The organism is Novosphingobium nitrogenifigens DSM 19370 (assembly GCF_000192575.1).
Taxonomy (GTDB): domain Bacteria; phylum Pseudomonadota; class Alphaproteobacteria; order Sphingomonadales; family Sphingomonadaceae; genus Novosphingobium; species Novosphingobium nitrogenifigens.
Window position 1 is genome coordinate 46,787 of sequence record NZ_GL876925.1, and the last position, 20,515, is coordinate 67,301.

Sequence of the window (20,515 nt, forward strand, 5' to 3'; positions counted from 1 at the left end):
TGCCTGGATCAGGTTCTCAGAGCTTTACGCGCACCCCCACCTGATAGCGGCCATAGCCCTTTGCGGCATAGAGGAACTGGTTGGTGTAGCGCCCATACTGGTTCTGCGAGGCGCCAAGGATGTTGACGGCATCGACGAACACCGTCGCGTGCCTGTTGATGTCATAGCTCGCACTGGCGTCGAGCTGGCCATAGGCTGCGGTATAGGTCGGCTGGTTGGCATAGAGCGGCTGTGAAATCGCGGCAAGGAATGCACCGCGATGGTTCCAGGCGATGCGGGTCTGGAAGCCGTGCTTTTCGTAGAAGCCGACAATGTTGTACGACTTGCTCAGGCCCGGCAGGGCAAACTGTTCAAGGATGTTGTTGTTGTCGTAATGCGCGCCGCCCGCCGGAAGGGAGACGTTGGCCTGAAGACCAAAGCCGGTGTCGCCGAAAACGTATTGTCCGGCAAATTCAAAGCCGTGAATGTTGACGGTCGGCCCGTTGCTCGGCTTGGTCAATTGCCAGGTGAGCAAGGGATCGTTCGGTTGACCGACGAATGACTGCTGGCCGGTATCGAGCATCATTTGCGCAAAGATGTTCTGCGGGCTTGCCTGCTGTCCGGCGGCCAGAACTTCGGCGGTCGCCCTCTGGGCGATCGCGCCCGCAGAGGCATCGGTCAGCCCGGGAATGGTGACGTTGCTGGTGGTCTGGGTGATGAAGTTGGAGACTTGCTTGACGAAATAGTTGACCGAGAAATAGCTGTTGTTCTTCACATAGTATTCAAGAGAAACGTCGAAATTCTGTGACGTATAGGGGAGAAGCGCCGGGTTCCCCGAGGAAATGGTGCGATTGCCCGCGTGCGGGTTGGCATTGACCACCTGTGTCGACACCAGCGAATTGAGATCCGAACGCGTGATCGTTGAGCTGTAGGATGCACGCGCCGTCAGGCGCCTGGTGATCTGAAGGCTGGCGTCGATGGCGGGCAGGAAGTTGTTGTAGCTGCTGCCCGCCGTATAAGTCTGTGAGCCGGGCAGGAACTGGGTCTGGAACTCGGTGGGGTTGTTCCATGTCACCGACACCGGGGTGTTCTGCAGCGAGGCCGAGGTCACGCTGGTGTGCTCATAACGCACGCCTGCCTGTGCCTTGAACCGCATGCCGTTGAATTCGGTATCGAACTGCATCTGCAAATAGGCGGAGAAGGTGCGTTCCTTGATGAGATTGTCCGTGGCCGGGGTCGCGCCATAGCCATAGCCCGAGGGATAGGCGGGCGCAGGGCCGGTGCCGTTGTAGTTGGGCAAGCCTGCCAGGGCCTGCGAAACGGCGAAGGGATTGAAGCTGTAGAAATAGGGCACCAGAATGCCGCTGCCGCCGCCCGACATCCCGTTCAGCAGCGTGGACGAACTGACTTTGGTAAAGAGCGAGGACGGCAAGGCGCCGTCGAGGCGGGGATCGTAATACCCGTTGGAGATATTGCCGCTGTTGTAGACGGTAAATGCCGTCTTGGTCTGCTTGTAATTCACCCCCACCTTGATCGCGTGCAACCCGCTGTCACTGCTGTTGCGCCATTCGGTTTCCAGCTTGGCTTCATTGATCGAGGTGCGCTGGCGGTTGAAATTGTGCTGTCCGAACAGCGGCGTGATCAGGGATGTGTCGAGATTGTTCACATTGTGCGGCGACTGGAATGTCCAGGTCGTTGTGGGGATCGATGTCTTGGTCGAATCAAAGATCTTGTTGATCGAATAATTCTGATCCTGCCCGACGATGTAGAACTGGCTCTCGTCGGTCGAGGTATTCACCGAATGATGAGCGTCGGCAACGACCGTGAGATTGTCGAGTGCCTGCCACTTCACATTCCCGCCCAGCGAACTCAACTCGTTGCGCTGTTTGTCATCGGTTCCGGTGTAAGACAGGTCCGAACCCGCATCGACCAGATTGGTGATCGTGCCGTGGGGATCGATCGTGGCGCTGGTCAGTGCGCCGCCATAGCCGAACCATGCGCCGAAGCTGTTCTTGAGCGCGTGATCCTTGTAGAGCGCATACGTGTAGTCGACTGTGCCGACGATCGTGTCGGTCGGCTTGAACTGCAAAACGGCCTGCCCGTTGAAGCGGGTGCGGTGGTGATTTTCCACGGCCCAGTTGGCGTCCTGCGGCGCCCAGACATGGCCCAGCGGGTTGGTGCTGTTGTTGGTGATCGTGGCGCTGCCGAGATCGGCCTCGCCCAGATTGAGCCAGCCGCGGGTATAGGCCGACTGGGTCTGGCTGTCGCGTTCGGAATAGGAGCCGTTGAGCAGCACGCCGATCCGGTCGTCGGCAAAGGTGTCGCTGATCAGCCCGGAAAATTCGGGCGTCACATGAAAGCCCGACCTCGATGTATCGTCGGTGCCCTTGATCTGGGCCGACGCGCGCAAGCCGTTGTGGTCGAACGGGCGTGCGGTGTGGATGTCGATGGTCGAACCGATGCCGCCCGATGCCACATCGGCGCGACCGGTCTTGAACACCTCGATCCCCGAAACGCCGTCGGCCGAAATATTGGCAAAGTCGAACGAGCGGGTGCCGCCGGTGCCGCTGCCCGGCATCGAGCGACCGTTGAGCGTGACAAGGTTGAATTCAGGGCCAAAGCCGCGCACGGTCACGCGCGAACCTTCGTTGTTGGCGCGGTCGATCGACACGCCCGGAATGCGCTGGATGGATTCGGCAAGGTTGGTATCGGGCATCTTGCCGATATCTTCCGAGGTGATCGCATCGACGACGCCTTGCGTGTTGCGCTTGATGCCTACGGCATCGGCCAGCGATTTGCGCAGGCCCGTCACGATGATCGCCTGGCTTTCGTCGGGCGCATGGGCATCGGCTGCATGAGCTTCGGGCGCATGGGTTTCTTCGGGCGAAGCGGTGGCCGGACTGGCCTGTTGGGCCAGTGCTGCGGTTGGTCCATATGCCAGCGCGATGGCCATCCCGGCCACCGAAGCGGCAGATTTGAAATTGCCCCTCATCAACATCCTCCTCTTTGAATTTTTACTTTTTCCCGCGCTTGATTGCGCGGGTTTCACATCGGCCCGGTGCAGGCCTTTGCCTGCCCGCCGGGGCGCAATTCGATCGTGGCGATTTTCATTCCGAGCGGCGCGGCAGAAGCCAGGGCAAGGCCGCGGATCCCGCTGCCGCCAAGGCAGGCCAGCGGAATATGCGCGCTCTGCCAGCCATGGGCGGCAAAAGCGGTAAAGGTCGGGACAAGATCGACTGCCTTGCCTCCTTCGCCGCTCAGTGTGACCGGGCCCGTGGGAGCCTGATCTATCGTGTATCGCAGCACGACTTCGCCCGAGTTTGCGCCGTTGAAGGGCTGCATCTGGTCGGCCGACCAGGTGAGGCGCAGTTCGGCGGGCGCAGTCCAGCGCAATTCGCGCGCGTCTTCCTGTGCGGAATAGTCAAAGCCCAGCACGCGCAGAGCGGCACGCGGGCCGGAGCCGACAAAGCCGTGCAGTTGCACTTCGTCGGTGCCTGCGCGGATGCTGGCATCCACGCCGCCCGCCAGTCGCTTGTGAAAGATCTCGAAAATGTTGCCCGCGCTCGCCTGCAAGGCGGCACAGGTCTGTCCGAGCGCGGGCAAACCCGGCATGGGCTGATGATAGCTGCCGCCGAAATCATGCGCGAACAGGGGTTTGCCCGATGCGTCGCACGCCGATGGCCAGGCAAACGTGAGCTTGCCGCTGAAATCCTTGCGCGCGCGGCCTTTCGCATCACCGATCAACACATCGGAAATCCCCGCGCCCTCGCTGCCGGGAAGCCATGCCGCGACAAAGGCATCGGCAGCGGCGAGTTCGCGGTTCATCCAGAGCGGACGGCCCGACAGCAACACGGCCACGGTCGGCACGCCTGCCGCCTTGAGTTTGCGCAGCAGGGTCAGGCCTTCTTCGTCGCGCAGCGCATGATCGGGACGGTCGCCGACGAATTCGGCATAGGGCTTTTCGCCGAAAACCACGACGGCGACATCGGGACGCTTGGCAAAGCTGCCGTCGGGCGAAAGAGTCGCATGGCCTCCCGCCGCATTGGCCGCTGCGGCAATCCCTGCGAAAATCGATGTCGCGCCGGGGAAATCGGCATTGGTCAGATCGCCGCCGCCTTGCCAGGTGATCGACCACCCGCCCGCTGCTTGCGCAATATCGTCCGCCGCGTGACCTGCGACCAGAATCTGCGCCGAGCCTTTGATCGGCAAAACCCCATCGTTTTTCAGCAGGACCAGCGACTTGGCCACAGCCTCGCGGGCGAGAGCGCGATGGTCGGGCGAGCCGAGCAAGCCCCATTGCCCGGCAAGGGCACGCTTGCCCGGAGCAGGCTTTTCAAACACGCCGTACCGCAGCTTGACCCGCAGCACGCGCCCGACGGCTTCATCCAGCCGGGACATCGGGATCGTGCCGTCGCGCACTTCGCGCAGCAAGGAATCATACAGCCCGCGCCAGTCGTTGGGCACCATGAACACATCCAGACCCGACAAGAGCGCCTGCGGGCAATCGGTGTTGCTGCAACCCGGCACTTGCCCATGTGCGTTCCAGTCGCCCGCCAACAGGCCGTCAAAGCCCATCCGGGTGCGCAACAGGTCGGTCAGAAACGCCTTGTTGCCGTGCATCTTCTGTCCGTTGATGCTCGAGAAAGAGGCCATTACCGTCTGGGCGCCCGCCTTGATCGCAGGGATATAGGGGCTGGCATGGGTGCGGATGATGGCGTCCAGATCGCCGCGGGTGTCGCCCTGGTCGACGCCGCCGGTTCCGCCGTCGGCAAAGAAGTGCTTGATGCTCGCCAGCACGTGACGCTGGTCGAGGAAGTCTTTTGCACCAAGCTTGCCCTGCAACCCTTCGACTTCGGCCACGCCCATTTGTGCAACCTGCTCGGGGTCTTCGGAAAAACTCTCGTAAGAGCGGCCCCAGCGGGTATCCTGGACCACCGCCAGCGTCGGCGCAAAAGCCCAGTCCACGCCGATGACCGCGATTTCTTCGGCCGTGGCGGCGCCGATGCGCCGTACCAGTTCGGGATCATGCGCCGCACCCAGCGCCATATTGTGCGGAAACAGCGTGGCCCCGACGATGTTGTTGTTTCCATGCACCGCATCGATGCCCCAGATGGGCGGGATCACCGGTTCTCCGTTCGGCAGGGGTTCGGTTCCGGCGCGATACATGGCATCGGCCAGCGCCAGCCATGCCGGGGCGGGCGCCTTGTCATCGCCGCCCGGTCCGCTGTTGCCGCCATTCAGGATCGTGCCGAAACGGTAACGGCGCATGTCTTCGGGCGTGATCGAGCCGATGTCGGGCTCGACCAACTGCGCGACTTTGTGTTCGACGCTCATGCGGCCAAGCAGAGCGGTGATCTGCTGTTCAAGGGGGAGTGGTTCTACCTTGGGCTGGGCGCTTTTCGCCTGAACTGCCATCGGCAAGGCCAGGGCAGTCAGGCACAGGCCTCCGATCATCCCCTTACGGGATTTAAGCCGTCTCATTCATCTCTCCCGTGCGCCGCCTTTCAGGCGGTGAATCATTGCTTGCGACGGGGATTACCTCATCTTGAGAGCGTTCACAATATGCCTTGTGAACGCTCTCAATCTTCTTGTGGTCGGGCCCCTTTACGGGGATAATCCGGGCGAAGGGATTGCGATGCAAAAGCCTAAAAAAGTCACGATCGAGGATGTTGCTACCGCCGCCGGTGTCTCGCGCCAGACTGTTTCACGCGTCATCAACAACGGCCCCAATGTGAAGCCCGCAGTCCGCCAACGTGTTGAAGCGATGGTCGAAAAGCTCGGTTATGTGCCCAATCTCTCGGCAAGGAGGATGGGCGGCGGGCGTTCTTATCTGATCCTTTCGATAAATGATCGCGCCCGCACGTTCGAGAACTGGACATCGGGGCGCGGCAACGACTGGGTCGATCAGATGCTCTATGGCGGCATGAGCGAATGCGAGCGGCACAATTACCATATCGTGCTTGAACTGATCGACACGGATACCGATACGGCCATTCCGCAAATATCCCGGGCCATCGGCTCCCTGCGCCCCGACGGGGTGATCCTGACCCCGCCCCATTGCGACAACGGCGAACTGACCGACTGGCTCGACCGGCAGGGTATTCCTTGCGCACGGGTGGGACACAGCGAAGGCGGCCACTTTGTCGATGTGTTCATGGACGATGCGGGCGCCATGCGCGAGGTTACGCGCCATTTGCTCGATCTGGGCCATCGCCACATCGGTTTTCTGACCGGCCCGCTCAGTTATGGTCCGTCCCAGCGGCGACGCGCCGCTTTCCGTGAGGCGCTCGCCGAAGCGGGCCTGCCGGAAACCGCAGGCCCCATCGGCGCGGGGAATTTCTATTTCGACATGGCGGTCGAAGTCCTCGAACAGATGCTCGATACGCCCAGCCCCCCGACAGCCATCATCGCCGACAATGACAAGATGGCGTTTGCCGCTCTGCATGTCGCGGCCGGTCGCGGGCTCAAAGTGCCCGATGACCTTTCGGTGATCAGCTTTGAAGATACGCCGGGCGTGCGGTTCAGTGTCCCCCCGCTGACCGCGATCCGGCAGCCGACGGCCGCGATGATCGGCAAAGCCTGCGCGCAATTGATCGCCATTTCAAAGGGCGAGGACGGGTTCGGCGCTTTTGAAGCGCCCTATGAATTCGTGGTGCGATCGACAACGCAAATGCCGCACGGGTGACGTGGTGGCAAAATCCCGTGCCCTGACGTTTGGCGAAGCGCTTTATGTGCAGGCCTATGTGGGCGCATATATCGCGTTCATGCCGCTGCTGGTCCTGCTGCTCCCGCGCCGGGTGGCGTTGATCACGGTGGCGGGCGGTAGCGAACGCCTGCTCAGCCTGTTGGTGCTGGTCGGCGGGGTCGTGGCCAGCCTTGCCAATATTGTCGCAGGCCACATGAGCGACAAGGCCATGGTGCGCCGGGGCGACCGCCGCCTGACTTTGGCGAGTGGCCTCGTGTGCCTGATCGCCACGTATGGCGTTCTTGCCGTATCCTTTGATCCGCTCTTGCTCATCCTGGGGGTCGTTGCCTTCCAGATTGCCGTCAATCTGCTGCTCTCGCCGATGGGCGCGCTCATCTCGGACTATATTCCCGATCAGCGCAAAGGGCGGGTTGCAGGCTTCCTCAATTGCGCATTGCCGCTGGCCACGGGCGCGGTGGGCTTGGTGGCCTGGGTGGCGCCGGTCGACGGCTTGCGCGGCTTTTGGGGGACGCTCTTATTGGTCACGCTTTGTGTGGCGCCGCTGCTGGTCTTGTGGCCGTTCGGGGTCAGCCGGGCGCAAACCGGGATTCCTTTCCACGCGCCGCCCGCGATGGGGCCGCTGCCGGTGCGCAATATCGTCCTGGCATGGTGGGCGCGCTTTTTGCTGCAACTGGGCGCCACGTTGCTGACGAATTATCTCTACCCTTATATTGCCTTTCTGACGCGAGGGGGGATGGGGGGCGGCCGATGGGACGCAGACGGCGCCGTGGGCTGGCTCTCGCTATGGGCTGCGCTGGCGGCCTGTTGCGGCGCCGTCGCGGCGGGCCGATGGTCGGATATTCTGTCTGACCGACGCAAGCTCATGGCGGTCAGTGCGCTGTTGGCGGCACTGGCTCTGGCGGGTTTTGCACTGGCGCCCGGTTGGCGATCCCTCGCCTTGTCCTATGCGGTACTTCATCTGGCTCTGGCGGCCTTTTTCTCGGTCGAAGCGGCTTTTGTAGCCGAAATGATCGCCACGTCCGGCCAGAGGGGGCGATTGCTGGGGTACATGAACCTTGCGAATACGCTGCCCGCGATCCTCATCGCGGTGACGGCAATGCAGGCCGGTCGGCACGCCTTGCTGGTTTCCGCGATGCCGCTGGTCCTGCTCGCCTGCGCCTGCGCGGGTGTCCTTGCCGCTGTGCTGTGTCTGGCGATGATTGCCCGTCCACGGGGTGTCCGGCAGCACGCCGATGCAACCGATAACGAAATCAATGATCTGAAATCATTCGCAAAAGTCCTGACACCCGGTGGGGGTGGGGGCGGGGCGTGATGGCGGAGATGGCCGGCTGATCCTGCGTCGGCTTTCCAACAGCCCTGTCGCAAGTGCGACATGGGTCTGCGGGCGCGAAATGGCGGAAAGGTGGGGTTCCCGGCTCTGGCACGGTTTCTGCTTTGCACCTCGGGCAACCGTCATCGAGGAGATCCACCATGGCCTACAAGATCATCGCGTCGCAGTGCACCGGGTGCAGCGCGTGCGAGTTCGAATGCCCCAATGCGGCGATCCGCATGAAGGGGGAAACCTTTATCATCGACCCGGCCAAGTGCACCGAGTGCGAAGGGCATTTCGACACGGCCCAGTGCGCGGTGGTCTGTCCGGTTCCCAATACCTGCGTTCCGGCCTGATCGTCGCCCTCTGCCGGACGGACGGCCTTGGTTCCCGGCGACGGTTCGCGTCTCGAACGCGATGACGGCCTCGGCCCCCCGCTCGACTGGCAGGGGCGGCCGATCCGCTGTCGCGAATGTGCGCATATCGCGATCAACCAGATGGGGCTTTGCGCCAAGGGCAAGGCCTGTATCCGCGACCGCCGGGCGCGACGGGTCGAACGGTTCCTGCGCGGGAATCCCGAATTGGCGGACCGGTATCTCGATCATCCCTATTTCGAGGTGCGCGCGGGAGCTGCCCGTCATTGCAACCTCTTTCGCCTGCCCCCGATGCTGAAAGACCCGGAACCCGAAGTGCGGGCCATGGCCACGCTGCGGCTTCCCGAGGAGCGCATTCGCGAGATGATAAACGATCCCGATACCGATGTGCGCATCGCCGCCGCCTCGCGCCTGTCGGGGCAGGCGCTGATGCCCGCGATCCACGACAGCGCCTATATGGTGCGGCTGACGGCGGTGCGGCGGATGCCGCCCGAGCTTTTGCCGCTGGTCCGGCACGATCCCGATCCCGAAGTGCGGCAATGGGTGGCGCGGCGCATCGACTTGCGCGCCTTGCCCGACATGACGTTCGATCCCGACCCGCTGGTCCGGCGCGAAGTGGCCGAGCGCCTGCCCGCCGACCAACTGGTGCTGATGCTGTCCGACAGCGATTTTCGCGTCCGTCATGTCGTTGCCGAACGGATCGCGGAAGAGGAACTGTTCGAGTTGCTCGATGATCCGGAAGAACCGATCCGCGAGCTTGCGCACGAACGCATCGCGGCGGTGCCGCAGCTCGCCGCCCGCCTTGCCGTTCATCGTCAGGGCACAGGCCTGCGCCTCGTCAATTCCGTCCCCGACCCGGAGAAAGCCCCATGAAAGTGATGATCCGCCGCGCCGAGGGCGCGCTGTCCGCCTATGTGCCCAAAAAGGATCTGGAAGAGCCGATCGTGGAAATCGAGAGCGATCGCCTGTGGGGCGGCTGGGTGCGGCTGGGCAACGGCTGGGTGCTGGACTTGCCCGAAATGGCCGACGACACGCGTCTTCCGATCACGGTCGAGGCGCGCAAGCGCAGCGGGGAGGATTGAGCCATGGCGACACTCGCGCTTTCAAACCCCGAGGTGCTGCTGCCCGAAATTGCGCAAGGCTTGCGCGCGGGAGACGTGGTTCCCTACCTTGGCCCCGGCATTTCCGCGTTGACGGTCTCGCCTTCGCCGGTGCCGCTGACGCCCGAGGATCTGGCCGCCTATTTCGCGACGCGCACGACTTTGCCCCGGCGCGCGGTCGGCAATGCCTGGGCCGCGGCGCAATATATCGAAAGCCACCGGTTCCGCGATACGCTGGTCGCGTGGATGACGGATGCCTTTGCCCCCGGCATCGTGCCATCGTCGTTCCACCGCTGGCTCGCCGGGCTCGGCCTGCCGCTGGTGGTGGACAGCTGGTATGCGGGGGACATGCGCGGGGCGCTTGCCGAAACCGCGACCGACTGGGCCGAAGTGCAGGCGATCAGCCGCGCTCTGATCGGCGAGGACAAGTGGTATCGCTGGTTCGGCCCTTCGGGCGATCAGATCCCGGCAAGCCTTGGCGAAGCGGCGCGCACAGTGCTCTATACCCCGCACGGCAGCGCGCGGCCCTTGGGCAATTTCCTGATTTCCGACGCGGATTATGTCGAAGTCCTGACCGAGATCGACATTCAGACACCGATCCCGGACGAAGTGCGCCGCCGCCGCACCGGCAAGGCGTTCCTGTTCGCGGGATGCCGTTTCCACGACCAGATGCTGCGATCCTATGCGCGGCAGATCATCAAGCGGTCGTCGGACCGCCATTACGCGATCGTCGAGGTCGCCAGCCTGACGCGCAATGAACACCGCTTTCTCGACGAGCATGATTTCGTCGTGATCGACATGCCTTTGGGAGAGGCATTGAACCGCCTGATGTCCTGACCTGAGAGTTGTTTCAAAATTCGCAGGGAGCGAATTTTGCAGGCGGTGGGGGCGTGGGCCGGTACCGCCTCCTTAACGCGGCGTCGACCAAGGCCAAGAGGCCCGTCGGCGCCGTTTCTGTTTGTGGGGCCTGTCCGGTTCCCGACAATGGCGCAAATCCCACAACGACGAACACACCGGGAATACACGGAATTCGGCGGAAATCTGCGTCTTTGGGGACTTGGCACAGGCTTTGCGAATGACCCGGCACATGGTCGTCCGGGCATGTCCGTCCAGGACCGACCCAAATCAAGGAGCAGCTTATGGCCAGTTCCGTTCTGGGGAGTACCGCCGGAGAACCGGTGGTCGATATCGCCGATGTGATGCAGAAGATGGCCGAGCACAAAGGCTGCGGCACGAGCAGCGAGGGTGGCAAGGCTTCGTGCGGGTCCAGCGCGGGTCCGGCCGACATGCCGCCCGAAATCTGGGAAAAGGTGAAGAACCACCCCTGCTATTCCGAAGAGGCCCATCACCATTACGCCCGCATGCACGTGGCGGTGGCTCCGGCCTGCAACATTCAGTGCAACTATTGCAACCGCAAGTACGATTGCGCCAATGAAAGCCGTCCCGGCGTCGTGTCCGAACGGTTGAGCCCCGAACAGGCCGCGCGCAAGGTGCTGGCCGTCGCCTCGACCATTCCGCAGATGACCGTGCTGGGCATTGCCGGGCCGGGCGATCCGCTTGCCAATCCGCGCAAGACGTTCGAGACGTTCCGCCTGATCAGCGAAGTCGCGCCCGACATCAAGCTGTGCCTGTCGACCAATGGCCTTGCTCTTCCCGACTGGGTGGACGAAATCGCCAAGTACAAGGTCGATCACGTCACCATCACCATCAACATGGTCGATCCCGAAGTCGGCCAGCACATCTATCCGTGGGTGTTCTGGAACCACCAGCGGGTCGAGGGGATCGAGGCGAGCCGCATCCTGATGGAGCGTCAGCTCAAGGGGCTCGAGATGCTGACCGAGCGGGGCATTCTGGCCAAGATCAATTCGGTCATGATCCCCGGCGTCAACGACATGCACCTTGTCGAGGTGAACAAGGCGGTGAAGGCGCGCGGAGCGTTCCTGCACAATATCATGCCGCTGATTTCCGCGCCCGAACACGGCACCGTCTTTGGCCTCAACGGGCAGCGGGGGCCGAGCGCGCAGGAGCTGAAAGCGCTTCAGGACGCCTGCGAAGGCGACATGAACATGATGCGCCATTGCCGCCAGTGCCGCGCCGACGCGGTCGGCCTGCTGGGCGAGGATCGCTCGGCCGAATTCACCACCGACAAGATCATGGCGATGGACGTCCAGTACGATGCCGAAGGGCGCAAGGCCTATCAGGAGGCGGTCGAGGCCGAGCGTCAGGCCAAAGTCGCGGCCAAGGCCGACGAGATCGCCGGGCTCGACGCGGTGGGCGAGATCAGCGTGCTGGTGGCGGTCGCGACCAAGGGACACGGCGTCATCAACGAGCATTTCGGCCATGCCAAGGAATTCCAGGTCTATGAGCTGAGCGCAAAGGGCGCCAAGTTCGTCGGCCATCGCCGCGTCGATCTCTATTGCCAGGGCGGTTTCGGCGAAGAGGACGCGCTCGACACGATCACCCGCGCGATCAACGACTGCCACGCGGTCTTTGTCGCCAAGATCGGCGGTTGCCCGCGTGCCGATCTCGAAAAGGCCGGAATCGAGCCGGTCGATCGCTTTGCCCACGAATATATCGAGGCTTCGGCGATCGCGTGGTTCAAGGACTATCTCGCCAATGTCGCGTCGGGCGCGATCGTCCACGTCGAACGGGGCGATGCGGCCATTCGCCAGGGTGCCTATTCTGGCGGCGCCCTGCTGGCCGGGTAAGGGGAGGCGACGATGCCCTACAAAATCGTTGCCGGTCAGTGCACCAATTGTTCGGCCTGTGAAGCGGAATGCCCGAACGAGGCGATCTCGGAACAGGGCACGACCTTTGTCATCGACCCGGCCAAGTGTACCGAATGCATCGGCCATTACGACACCCCGCAATGCGTGGCGATCTGTCCGGTCGATCACACCTGTGTGATCGATACGGCCTTGCCCCGATATCAGGGGGCACCGGCATGACTGCTCCTGCACAGGATCGGCATATCGACCGGGGGATCGGCCTGATGGACGATCCCCTGCTGGGCGGGGGGCTGCCGATCGAGGCGCAAGTCCATCTCGACCGGGCGGCCTTGTGCTATCGCCATTCCGACGTTGCCGAGACGCATCTGCTCGACGCGGCGCGGATCGCGCCGGGCCATGCCTCGGTCCTGATCGCGTTCTATCGCTTCTATTTCTACAAGGGGCGGTTGATCGAGGCGCTGGACATCGCGCGCGAATGCCTGGCCAAGGCGATGGCGCAGAACGTGCTGGGCGAGGACTGGCACGCGGTCGAGCCCGATGATGCGGACTTTTCCGACTGGGGCGCGCTGCACCCGCGTTTCTTCCTCTTTTCGCTCAAGGCCTATGCCTATCTCAACATGCGCCTCGGGCGTTATGCGGAAGGACGGCGGGCGGCCGAAAAACTCCTGTTCCTCGACCGGGCGGACCGCATCGGCGCGCGCGTTCTGGTCGATGTGCTCGATCGGATGGAGGCGGGGGATGAGTAATATCGTCCGTGACAGCGATGTCGTCGAACTCAATGGCCCACCGGCCTTTCGCTATGGCGAGAAAGTGCGTTCGCTGCGCACGGTGCGCAACGACGGGACTTATCCCGGCAAGGAGATCGGCGATCTCCTGGTGAAAAAGGGCGAGGAGGGCGTCGTTACCTCGATCGGCACTTTTCTCCAGCAATTCTATATCTATGGCGTCGATTTTCCCGAGACCGGTCACCGGGTGGGCATGAAGCGGCGCGAATTGGCGCCGATGGCCGATGATGACGGGCGGGATGATGACCTGCCCAGCGCCTTTCCGGCCGCGATCCTGTCGGGGGCGGGCGCATGATCGCGGGATTGAGCCCCATGCGCGAGCCGCGTTTCCAGTGGGGGCAGAAAGTGCGCGCCTGCGTCGATCTGGTCAACGACGGCAGCCATCCCGGCCATGACGATGACGCCTTGCTGGTCGCGGCGGGGACGGCGGGCGAAGTGGTCAATTCGGGCGTCCACACCGACAGCAACACTCCGGTCTACCTTGTCGAATTCGGCCCGCTGCTGCTGGTCGGATGCGTCGAGGACGAACTGGAAGCGGTTTAGGGAGCCCGAGCCCCATGTCGATCGCGTTCACCCTGCCGCCCGGATCTCCGTTCGCCGGATCGGGTACGAGCCGCCATCCCAACGAGATGGACCTCGTGCGCGTCACGCGCGCGCTCTCTGCGCGCGAACGCTATCTCTATGTCCGGCCCGACGTCCTGCCGGTCGAAGGCGGCTATCTGGTGCGCAGCCCATGCTGTTCGCGCGGGCCCGATCCCGACGGGGGCACGATCGACATTGCCCGGCTGGAATGGCGCGAAAGCGTCCGGTGCTGGGTGCTCCACCGCAAGGTCCATGCCGAGGACCGCTGGCTGGAGGACAGTCTGTTTGCCCGCCTGCCCGATGCGCTGGCGCGGCTCAATACCGATCCCGAACGGCAATTCTGGCAATAGGAGCACGCGATGGCCCTGGTTCCTTTCGACATTGCACGGATCGACGCTCTCCTGGCGGCGGTGGACGCGGGCGTCGACATCACCGCGCTCGACAGCGCGCTTGCCCGGCTGGTGCCGCAAGTGGGGCGGCGGCATTGCGATGCCGACGACGTGCTGGAGGAACCCTTTCGCAGCCATCCCGCGCTCGATCTCCATCTGCTCGATGCGTCGGCCCATTGCATCCGCGTGACCGACAGCCCGGAACAGGCGACCGCGCTGCTGATCGCGCGCAAGGCGCGGGACGCCCGCGCATGAGCGGCGCGGCAGCAGAGCGCCCGGGGGGCAACGTGGTCTCGATCGCGACGGGCGAGCCTTTGCAGATCCCGCTGTGTGATCCCGACCTCACGGCCGAGGATCTGGCGGCGGTCGAGGCGGTGCTGCGCGGAACGCGGCTGGGCGAGGGGCCGCAGGCGACGGCATTGGAAAAGGCCTTTGCCGCGCGGCTGGGACGGGCGCACGGACTGGCTCTGGCCAGCGCGCCGCTCGCGCTGATGCTGGCCCTGCGCGCGCGCGGGATCGGGCCGGGCGACGAAGTGATCTGCCCGGGCCACGGATTTCGCGAAACCGCCCACGGCATTCTCGCGGCCGGAGCCGTGCCGGTCTTTGCCGACATCGACTATTGGTCGGGAACGCTTTCCCCGGCGAAGGCTGCGGGACGGATCGGTCCGGCAACGCGCGCGATCCTGGCGGCCAATACCGCCGGTCATCCCGCCGACTGGCCCGCCTTGCGCGCGCTGGCCGACGCTCACGGGTTGTTCCTGATCGAGGACAGCTGCGAGGCGATCGGATCGCGGCACAAGGCGGGCGAAGTCGGAACGTTCGGCGACGTGGCCCTGTTCGATTTTGCCCAGCCCGGCGTCATCTGTTGCGGCGAAGGGGCGGTGCTCGTCACCGACGATGCTGACCTTGCCATGGCGGTACGGCGTCTGGCGCGGCGGACTCTGGCGGAACGCGGATCGGTGTCGGCGACGATGGCGCCCCCGCTGGCGGTCGGCATGGGCGAGATGGTTGCCGCCCTTGCCCTGTCGCAACTCGCTCGGCTCGACGTGCTGCTCGAACGGCGGCGCGGGGTCCAGGCGATGTACGACGGCTTCATGCAGAGTTTCGAGGGGATCAAGCCCCCCTATGTCGCCCCCGATGTCGAAGAGGTCCACTGGTTCCTCTATGTCGTTCATCTGGGCACGCGTTTCACCCGTTCCGCGCGCGACGCCGTGCTCGAGGACATGAAGACCGAGGCGGTCGAGGCCTGCGCCTATTCGAGCCCCCTCCACCTTCAGCGCGCCTATCGCGACCTCGGCTGGCGCAAGGGCGATCTCTTCGTCACCGAAAAAGTCGCCGATCGCGCGATCGCCCTGCCTTTCCACGCCCATCTCACACCCGATCAGGTGGCCTTCATGGTCGCCCGGATGAAGGACGCCTCGATCAACAGCGGGGCGGGGGCGGCCATCTACTGAATTGGAGACATGCCCATGCCCATTTTGACGTTCAAACCTTCCGGCACCGCCATCACGGTTGCGGAAGGGGACAATATCCTCGCCGCCATGCTCGCCCACGGGGAAAAGGTGAACCACAAGTGCGACGGCAAGAGCACGTGCGGGGAATGCCACATCTTTTTGCTGGAAGGGCGCAAGGGCGTCTCGCGGCTGAGCCCGGACGAGAACGCGCGGCTCGACTGCATGGTCGGCGTGGGGTCCAAATCGCGCCTTGCGTGCCAGTGCACCGTGCTCGGAACCGAGGACATCACGGTCGAAGTGTTGAGTTTCGTCTGATGCCGATGGACGCTGCGGCCATTGCCGACCGGATCAGGGCCGCCTTGCCCGACGCACAGGTCATGATGATCGACATGGCCGGCGACGGCGACCATTGGGCCGCGCGCGTGACCAGCGCCGCCTTTGCCGGAAAGAGCCGGATCGCGCAGCACAAGCTGGTCTATGCCGCGATCGGCCCGGACATGGGTGGGGCGCTTCACGCGCTCGCCCTGCAGACTTTCGTACCCGAAGGAAAGGAGACAAGCCGTGGCGACGTCTGACCGTATCCGCACACTGGTGACCGAGAACGAGATCGTGGTATTCATGAAGGGCGATCCGAAAGCGCCGCAATGCGGCTTTTCGGCAGGCGTGGTGAAAGTGCTCGACGCGCTCGGCCGCCCTTACGTCGGGGTCGACGTGCTGAACGATCCGTTCCTGCGTGAAGGGATCAAGGAATTTTCGGATTGGCCCACTTTGCCGCAGGTCTATGTCCGCGGCGAATTTGTCGGAGGATGCGATATCGTGCGCGAAATGTACGCCAGCGGGGAATTGCAGGCTCTCTTTGCCGACACCGCCCAACTCGCCGGAGGGCCGCAGGCATGAGCGTCGCGACATCCGGGGGAGCCCCCCGCGCCCGCCTGCGGACCAGCGCGCGCAACCAGCTTTACGGCATGGTGACCGCGATCGTCCACGGCCCCATCAACGCCGAAGTCGGCCTTTTGGTCAACGACCGCATCGTCATCGACGCGCTTGTCACCAATACCAGCGTCGAGGCGCTGGGCCTCCATCCGGGCGGTACGGCGGTGGCGCTCATCAAGTCGAGCTTCATCACGCTGCTCGACGACGTGCCGGGCCTGCGCCTGTCGGCCCGCAATCTCATCGGCGGGACGATCGTCGCCATTATCGAGGGCCCGGTCGAAAGCGAAGTGGTGGTCGACATCGGCGAGGAAACCGAACTGGCGGCGGTCGTTACCACCCAGTCGCTCAAGGACATGGGTCTTGCCATCGGCCGCACCACTCTGGCCGCGTTCAAAGCCTCGCACGTGATCCTCGCGACCGAGGCTTGATGGGCAGATGGCCGCTTTCGGGCGGCCATCTGCGTGTTTCTCAATCCTTGGGCTTGACCGTGACCCAGACTTCGACGGGCGTCACCACTTTGCCCGGAGCGGGCTTGCCGATTTCGATCCGTTCGGCCGAGACCAGCTCGCCGGTTTCGAGATTGAAGCTGGTCCAGGGCTTGGGCATGCGGCCGAACGTCATTTTCTGAAGCGGACGTCCGGTGACGGTGTTCATGATGGTTGCGATGATTGCCATGGCGCGCGGGTAGCTGCGCGCCATGTGCCATGTCCACCCCGGGGGCTGTGGACAGCGGTCATAACCCGCCCAGTTGAATGAGCGGCATCCCGCCCGCGCGGCCGAGGATGGTGTCGACTTTCTGGCGGACGGTTTCGAGGCGCAGGGGTTTGACGAGCGCGCCGTGGGCGCCGTGACGCAGAGCCTCGAGCGCGAGCGCTTCGTCTTCCTTGCCCGTCGCGATCAGGATGCGGGCGGCGGGCCAGCGGGCAGTGACATCGCCGACTGCCGCGATCCCTTCGGCAACGAGAATGCCGATCCCCAGAATGACGAGGTCGGGCTGAAGCCAGTCCTGCCCCTTGGCATAGGCGCCGGCGAGGTCGGACAGCTCGTGCGTCTCGATTTCGTCGTGCAGCATGAACTGCAACGCGGCGCGGGTGATTTCGTCGTCGTCGACCACGAAGACGCGGCGCTGGTCGACGGCTTTGCTGGTTTCAACTCCGATCTGCATCATGGTTCTCCGTTCGGGGACGGATGGGGTCATGCACGATCCGTTCCATCCGCACCCGGACGGGGCAGAGGGCGCACAAGTGTCGGCCCAAATGTCGGTATTGTCGGCTTTCCCCGTCGGAAAGGGGCCATGTGACCTTTGCGACATGGCGGCAGGGGTGCGTGGGTTTTGCGACAGGTGGGGCGGCTTTGTTGGGTTTGTCACACGCGGGTGCCGGGCCCGGAAATCTCCATCAAAAACCTGTAAAACAACGATTAAAATGTGTTCCGAGGGATTTGGCACGCCCTTTGCGAAACAGCCGGTGCAGCGGTGAGGCGGCCTTTCGGGGCGGTCTGCCGTCTGACCCGCCGCCAACGATACGGACGCGACGGGGGAGTAACGGCAGACGGGGCCCGGCGATCGCCGACCTGTCCGGCCGAAGAAACGTTCGCGTGAAACCAGACAGGAGATACCCATGTCACTTCGTCAGATTGCCTTTTACGGCAAGGGCGGCATCGGCAAGTCCACGACGTCGCAGAACACTCTCGCCGCTCTCGCCGACCTCGGCCAGCGCATCCTGATTGTCGGCTGCGACCCCAAGGCCGATTCCACCCGCCTGATGCTCCATGCCAAGGCGCAGGACACCATCCTCAGCCTTGCCGCCGAAGCAGGGTCGGTCGAGGATCTCGAACTCGAAGACGTGATGAAGATCGGGTACAAGGACATCCGCTGCGTCGAAAGCGGCGGTCCGGAACCGGGCGTGGGCTGCGCTGGTCGCGGGGTCATCACCTCGATCAACTTCCTTGAAGAAAACGGCGCCTACGACAACATCGACTACGTCTCGTACGACGTTCTGGGCGACGTCGTGTGCGGCGGCTTTGCCATGCCGATCCGCGAGAACAAGGCGCAGGAAATCTACATCGTCATGTCGGGCGAGATGATGGCCATGTACGCGGCCAACAACATCTCGAAGGGTATTCTCAAATACGCCAATTCCGGCGGGGTTCGCCTGGGCGGCCTCATCTGCAACGAACGCCAGACCGACAAGGAACTGGAGCTGGCTGAATCGCTGGCCAAGAAGCTGGGCACCCAGCTGATCCACTTCGTTCCGCGCGACAACATCGTGCAGCATGCCGAACTGCGCCGCATGACCGTGATCGAATATGCGCCCGACAGCCGTCAGGCCGACGAATATCGCACGCTTGCGCAGAAGATCCACAACAACGCCGGTCGGGGCGTGATCCCCACGCCGATCAGCATGGACGAGCTTGAAGACCTGCTGATGGAACACGGCATCATTTCGGCCGTGGACGAAACCCAGGTCGGCAAGACGGCGTCGCAGCTGGTCTGATCCGCCCCACCGCCCGGGCCGGATCGGAAAGGATGCGCCACGTCCTCCGGTCCGGCCCGGTTTCCCGGTCCCGACGCGTTCCCCGTCCTATGGGGGACGCGGGCGGTGGACCCATCAGGAGGAACCCAGAAAGATGAGCGTCTCGACCCCCACCACCATTCAGGAAGTCAAGGACCGCAACCGGGCGTTGATCCAGGAAGTCCTGACGGTCTACCCCGAAAAGACCGCCAAGCGCCGTGCCAAGCACCTCAACGTGCATGAGGAAGGCAAGAGCGACTGCGGCGTCAAGTCCAACATCAAGTCCATTCCCGGCGTCATGACGATCCGCGGCTGTGCCTATGCCGGGTCGAAGGGCGTGGTGTGGGGCCCGATCAAGGACATGATCCACATCAGCCACGGCCCGGTCGGCTGTGGGCAATACAGCTGGGCCGCGCGCCGCAACTATTACGTGGGTACGACCGGCATCGACACGTTCGGCACCATGCAGTTCACGTCCGATTTCCAGGAAAAGGACATCGTGTTCGGCGGCGACAAGAAGCTCGCCAAGCTGATCGACGAGATCGAAGTGCTGTTCCCGCTCAACAAGGGCATCTCGGTGCAGTCGGAATGCCCGATCGGCCTGATCGGTGACGACATCGAGGCGGTTTCGAAGAACAAGAGCAAGGAATACGGCGGCAAGACCATCGTGCCGGTGCGCTGCGAAGGGTTTCGCGGGGTGTCGCAGTCGCTTGGCCACCACATCGCCAACGATGCCATCCGCGACTGGGTCTTCGACAAGAGCGAAGGCAAGGAACTCGCGTTCGAACCGGGGCCCTACGACGTTGCCATCATCGGCGACTACAACATCGGCGGTGACGCCTGGTCGAGCCGCATCCTGCTCGAGGAAATGGGCCTGCGCGTCATTGCGCAATGGTCGGGCGACGGCACCATCGCCGAACTCGAAGCCACGCCCAAGGCCAAGCTCAACGTCCTCCACTGCTATCGCTCGATGAATTACATCAGCCGGCACATGGAAGAAAAGTACGGCATTCCGTGGGTGGAATACAATTTCTTCGGCCCCACCAAGATCGAGGAATCGCTGCGCAAGATCGCCAGCTATTTCGACGAGAAGATCCAGGCCGGGGCCGAAGCCGTCATCGCCAAGTACCGCGCGCTGACCGATGCGGTGATCGCCAAGTACAAGCCGCGCCTTCAGGGCAAGACGGTGATGCTCTATGTCGGCGGCCTGCGTCCGCGCCATGTCATCGGCGCCTATGAGGACCTGGGCATGAATGTCGTCGGGACCGGCTATGAATTCGGGCACAACGACGACTATCAGCGCACCGCCCAGCATTACGTCAAGGACGGCACGCTGATCTACGACGACGTCACCGGCTATGAATTCGAGAAGTTCGTGGAAACGGTGAAACCCGATCTCGTCGGTTCGGGCATCAAGGAAAAGTACGTCTTCCAGAAAATGGGCGTGCCGTTCCGCCAGATGCACTCGTGGGACTATTCGGGTCCCTATCACGGCTATGACGGCTTCGCGATCTTTGCCCGCGACATGGACATGGCGATCAATTCGCCGGTCTGGAAGCTGCCCCACGCACCGTGGAAGGCCGACCCCGAATACGTCGCGATCGCCGCCGAATAAGTTCGGGAAACCGGGGTGGCCACGGCGTCGCCCCCACCACCTACATT

Annotated in this window: 24 protein-coding genes; 20 read left to right on the top strand and 4 right to left on the bottom strand. The window is 63.5% G+C overall.

From position 1 onward, the window contains the following. Window positions 1-16 precede the first annotated feature (16 nt). Window positions 17-2,971, bottom strand: a complete 2,955-nt coding sequence (locus tag Y88_RS00190) for a TonB-dependent receptor (protein ID WP_232280858.1) — start codon at window positions 2,969-2,971, stop codon at window positions 17-19. A gap of 53 nt (window positions 2,972-3,024) precedes the next feature. Next, a complete protein-coding gene (locus Y88_RS00195; protein ID WP_018076047.1) occupies window positions 3,025-5,433 on the bottom strand; it encodes a glycoside hydrolase family 3 protein in 2,409 nt (802 codons plus the stop codon). A 181-nt stretch (window positions 5,434-5,614) separates the two neighbouring features. On the opposite strand from Y88_RS00195, the gene Y88_RS00200 reads away from it, so the two are divergent. The 18 genes from Y88_RS00200 to Y88_RS00285 all read left to right on the top strand — a co-directional run bounded on the left by Y88_RS00200 (window position 5,615) and on the right by Y88_RS00285 (window position 16,768). Beyond that, the gene (locus Y88_RS00200; protein ID WP_232280859.1) at window positions 5,615-6,664 is read left to right on the top strand and encodes a LacI family DNA-binding transcriptional regulator; all 1,050 of its coding nucleotides are present in this window, start codon (window positions 5,615-5,617) and stop codon (window positions 6,662-6,664) included. A 4-nt stretch (window positions 6,665-6,668) separates the two neighbouring features. Continuing rightward, the gene (locus Y88_RS00205; protein WP_018076048.1) at window positions 6,669-7,997 is read left to right on the top strand and encodes an MFS transporter; all 1,329 of its coding nucleotides are present in this window, start codon (window positions 6,669-6,671) and stop codon (window positions 7,995-7,997) included. A 158-nt stretch (window positions 7,998-8,155) separates the two neighbouring features. Then, window positions 8,156-8,350: a 4Fe-4S dicluster domain-containing protein gene (locus tag Y88_RS00210; RefSeq protein ID WP_008065037.1), complete on the top strand. Its 195-nt coding sequence runs from the start codon at window positions 8,156-8,158 to the stop codon at window positions 8,348-8,350. 27 nt (window positions 8,351-8,377) lie between these two features. Beyond that, window positions 8,378-9,241, top strand: coding sequence for a 4Fe4S-binding leucine-rich repeat protein (locus Y88_RS00215; RefSeq protein ID WP_008065036.1), 864 nt, complete (start codon window positions 8,378-8,380; stop codon window positions 9,239-9,241). After that, a complete protein-coding gene (nifT, locus tag Y88_RS00220) occupies window positions 9,238-9,450 on the top strand; it encodes a putative nitrogen fixation protein NifT (RefSeq protein ID WP_008065035.1) in 213 nt (70 codons plus the stop codon). Before Y88_RS00215 ends, nifT begins: the two co-directional genes overlap by 4 nt. 3 nt (window positions 9,451-9,453) lie before the next feature. After that, entirely contained in the window at window positions 9,454-10,305 is an 852-nt protein-coding gene (locus tag Y88_RS00225) for an SIR2 family NAD-dependent protein deacylase (RefSeq protein WP_008065034.1), read from the top strand. 302 nt (window positions 10,306-10,607) lie between these two features. Beyond that, window positions 10,608-12,176: a nitrogenase cofactor biosynthesis protein NifB gene (nifB, locus tag Y88_RS00230; protein ID WP_008065033.1), complete on the top strand. Its 1,569-nt coding sequence runs from the start codon at window positions 10,608-10,610 to the stop codon at window positions 12,174-12,176. A gap of 12 nt (window positions 12,177-12,188) precedes the next feature. Then, on the top strand, window positions 12,189-12,416 hold the full coding sequence (locus tag Y88_RS00235; RefSeq protein WP_008065032.1) for a 4Fe-4S binding protein: 228 nt from the start codon (window positions 12,189-12,191) through the stop codon (window positions 12,414-12,416). Next, entirely contained in the window at window positions 12,413-12,943 is a 531-nt protein-coding gene (locus Y88_RS00240; protein ID WP_008065030.1) for a hypothetical protein, read from the top strand. Before Y88_RS00235 ends, Y88_RS00240 begins: the two co-directional genes overlap by 4 nt. Next, window positions 12,936-13,277: a nitrogen fixation protein NifZ gene (locus Y88_RS00245; RefSeq protein WP_008065029.1), complete on the top strand. Its 342-nt coding sequence runs from the start codon at window positions 12,936-12,938 to the stop codon at window positions 13,275-13,277. Before Y88_RS00240 ends, Y88_RS00245 begins: the two co-directional genes overlap by 8 nt. 17 nt (window positions 13,278-13,294) lie before the next feature. Then, window positions 13,295-13,525 (top strand): nitrogen fixation protein NifZ, encoded by a 231-nt coding sequence (locus Y88_RS00250; RefSeq protein WP_232280860.1) that lies wholly within the window; start codon window positions 13,295-13,297, stop codon window positions 13,523-13,525. 14 nt (window positions 13,526-13,539) lie between these two features. Then, window positions 13,540-13,914: a DUF3024 domain-containing protein gene (locus tag Y88_RS00255; RefSeq protein WP_008065024.1), complete on the top strand. Its 375-nt coding sequence runs from the start codon at window positions 13,540-13,542 to the stop codon at window positions 13,912-13,914. A gap of 9 nt (window positions 13,915-13,923) precedes the next feature. Next, window positions 13,924-14,208 carry a hypothetical protein gene (locus Y88_RS00260; RefSeq protein ID WP_008065023.1) on the top strand — a complete coding sequence of 95 codons (285 nt, stop codon included), beginning with the start codon at window positions 13,924-13,926 and terminating at the stop codon, window positions 14,206-14,208. After that, on the top strand, window positions 14,205-15,407 hold the full coding sequence (locus tag Y88_RS00265) for a DegT/DnrJ/EryC1/StrS family aminotransferase (RefSeq protein WP_018076049.1): 1,203 nt from the start codon (window positions 14,205-14,207) through the stop codon (window positions 15,405-15,407). Before Y88_RS00260 ends, Y88_RS00265 begins: the two co-directional genes overlap by 4 nt. 9 nt (window positions 15,408-15,416) lie before the next feature. Next, window positions 15,417-15,722, top strand: a complete 306-nt coding sequence (locus Y88_RS00270) for a 2Fe-2S iron-sulfur cluster-binding protein (protein ID WP_008065021.1) — start codon at window positions 15,417-15,419, stop codon at window positions 15,720-15,722. Continuing rightward, window positions 15,722-15,982: a BolA/IbaG family iron-sulfur metabolism protein gene (locus Y88_RS00275; RefSeq protein ID WP_008065022.1), complete on the top strand. Its 261-nt coding sequence runs from the start codon at window positions 15,722-15,724 to the stop codon at window positions 15,980-15,982. The genes Y88_RS00270 and Y88_RS00275 overlap by 1 nt, the downstream gene beginning before the upstream one ends. A gap of 43 nt (window positions 15,983-16,025) precedes the next feature. Beyond that, complete coding sequence (gene grxD / locus Y88_RS00280) at window positions 16,026-16,304, top strand: Grx4 family monothiol glutaredoxin (RefSeq protein WP_232280862.1); 279 nt, start codon at window positions 16,026-16,028, stop codon at window positions 16,302-16,304. After that, a complete protein-coding gene (locus Y88_RS00285) occupies window positions 16,301-16,768 on the top strand; it encodes a TOBE domain-containing protein (RefSeq protein WP_008065019.1) in 468 nt (155 codons plus the stop codon). The genes grxD and Y88_RS00285 overlap by 4 nt, the downstream gene beginning before the upstream one ends. A gap of 40 nt (window positions 16,769-16,808) precedes the next feature. Here Y88_RS00285 and Y88_RS00290 read toward each other — a convergent pair whose 3' ends face one another. Together Y88_RS00290 and Y88_RS00295 are read right to left on the bottom strand one after the other, a co-directional pair. Then, window positions 16,809-17,039 (bottom strand): hypothetical protein, encoded by a 231-nt coding sequence (locus Y88_RS00290; protein ID WP_008065018.1) that lies wholly within the window; start codon window positions 17,037-17,039, stop codon window positions 16,809-16,811. A 34-nt stretch (window positions 17,040-17,073) separates the two neighbouring features. After that, window positions 17,074-17,538, bottom strand: a complete 465-nt coding sequence (locus Y88_RS00295) for a response regulator (protein WP_232280861.1) — start codon at window positions 17,536-17,538, stop codon at window positions 17,074-17,076. A 421-nt stretch (window positions 17,539-17,959) separates the two neighbouring features. Between Y88_RS00295 and nifH the strand changes: the two genes are divergently transcribed. Together nifH and nifD are read left to right on the top strand one after the other, a co-directional pair. Then, a complete protein-coding gene (gene nifH / locus Y88_RS00300; protein WP_008065016.1) occupies window positions 17,960-18,835 on the top strand; it encodes a nitrogenase iron protein in 876 nt (291 codons plus the stop codon). A gap of 133 nt (window positions 18,836-18,968) precedes the next feature. Next, window positions 18,969-20,468 (top strand): nitrogenase molybdenum-iron protein alpha chain, encoded by a 1,500-nt coding sequence (gene nifD, locus Y88_RS00305; protein WP_008065015.1) that lies wholly within the window; start codon window positions 18,969-18,971, stop codon window positions 20,466-20,468. The last annotated feature ends 47 nt before the right edge of the window (window positions 20,469-20,515 follow it).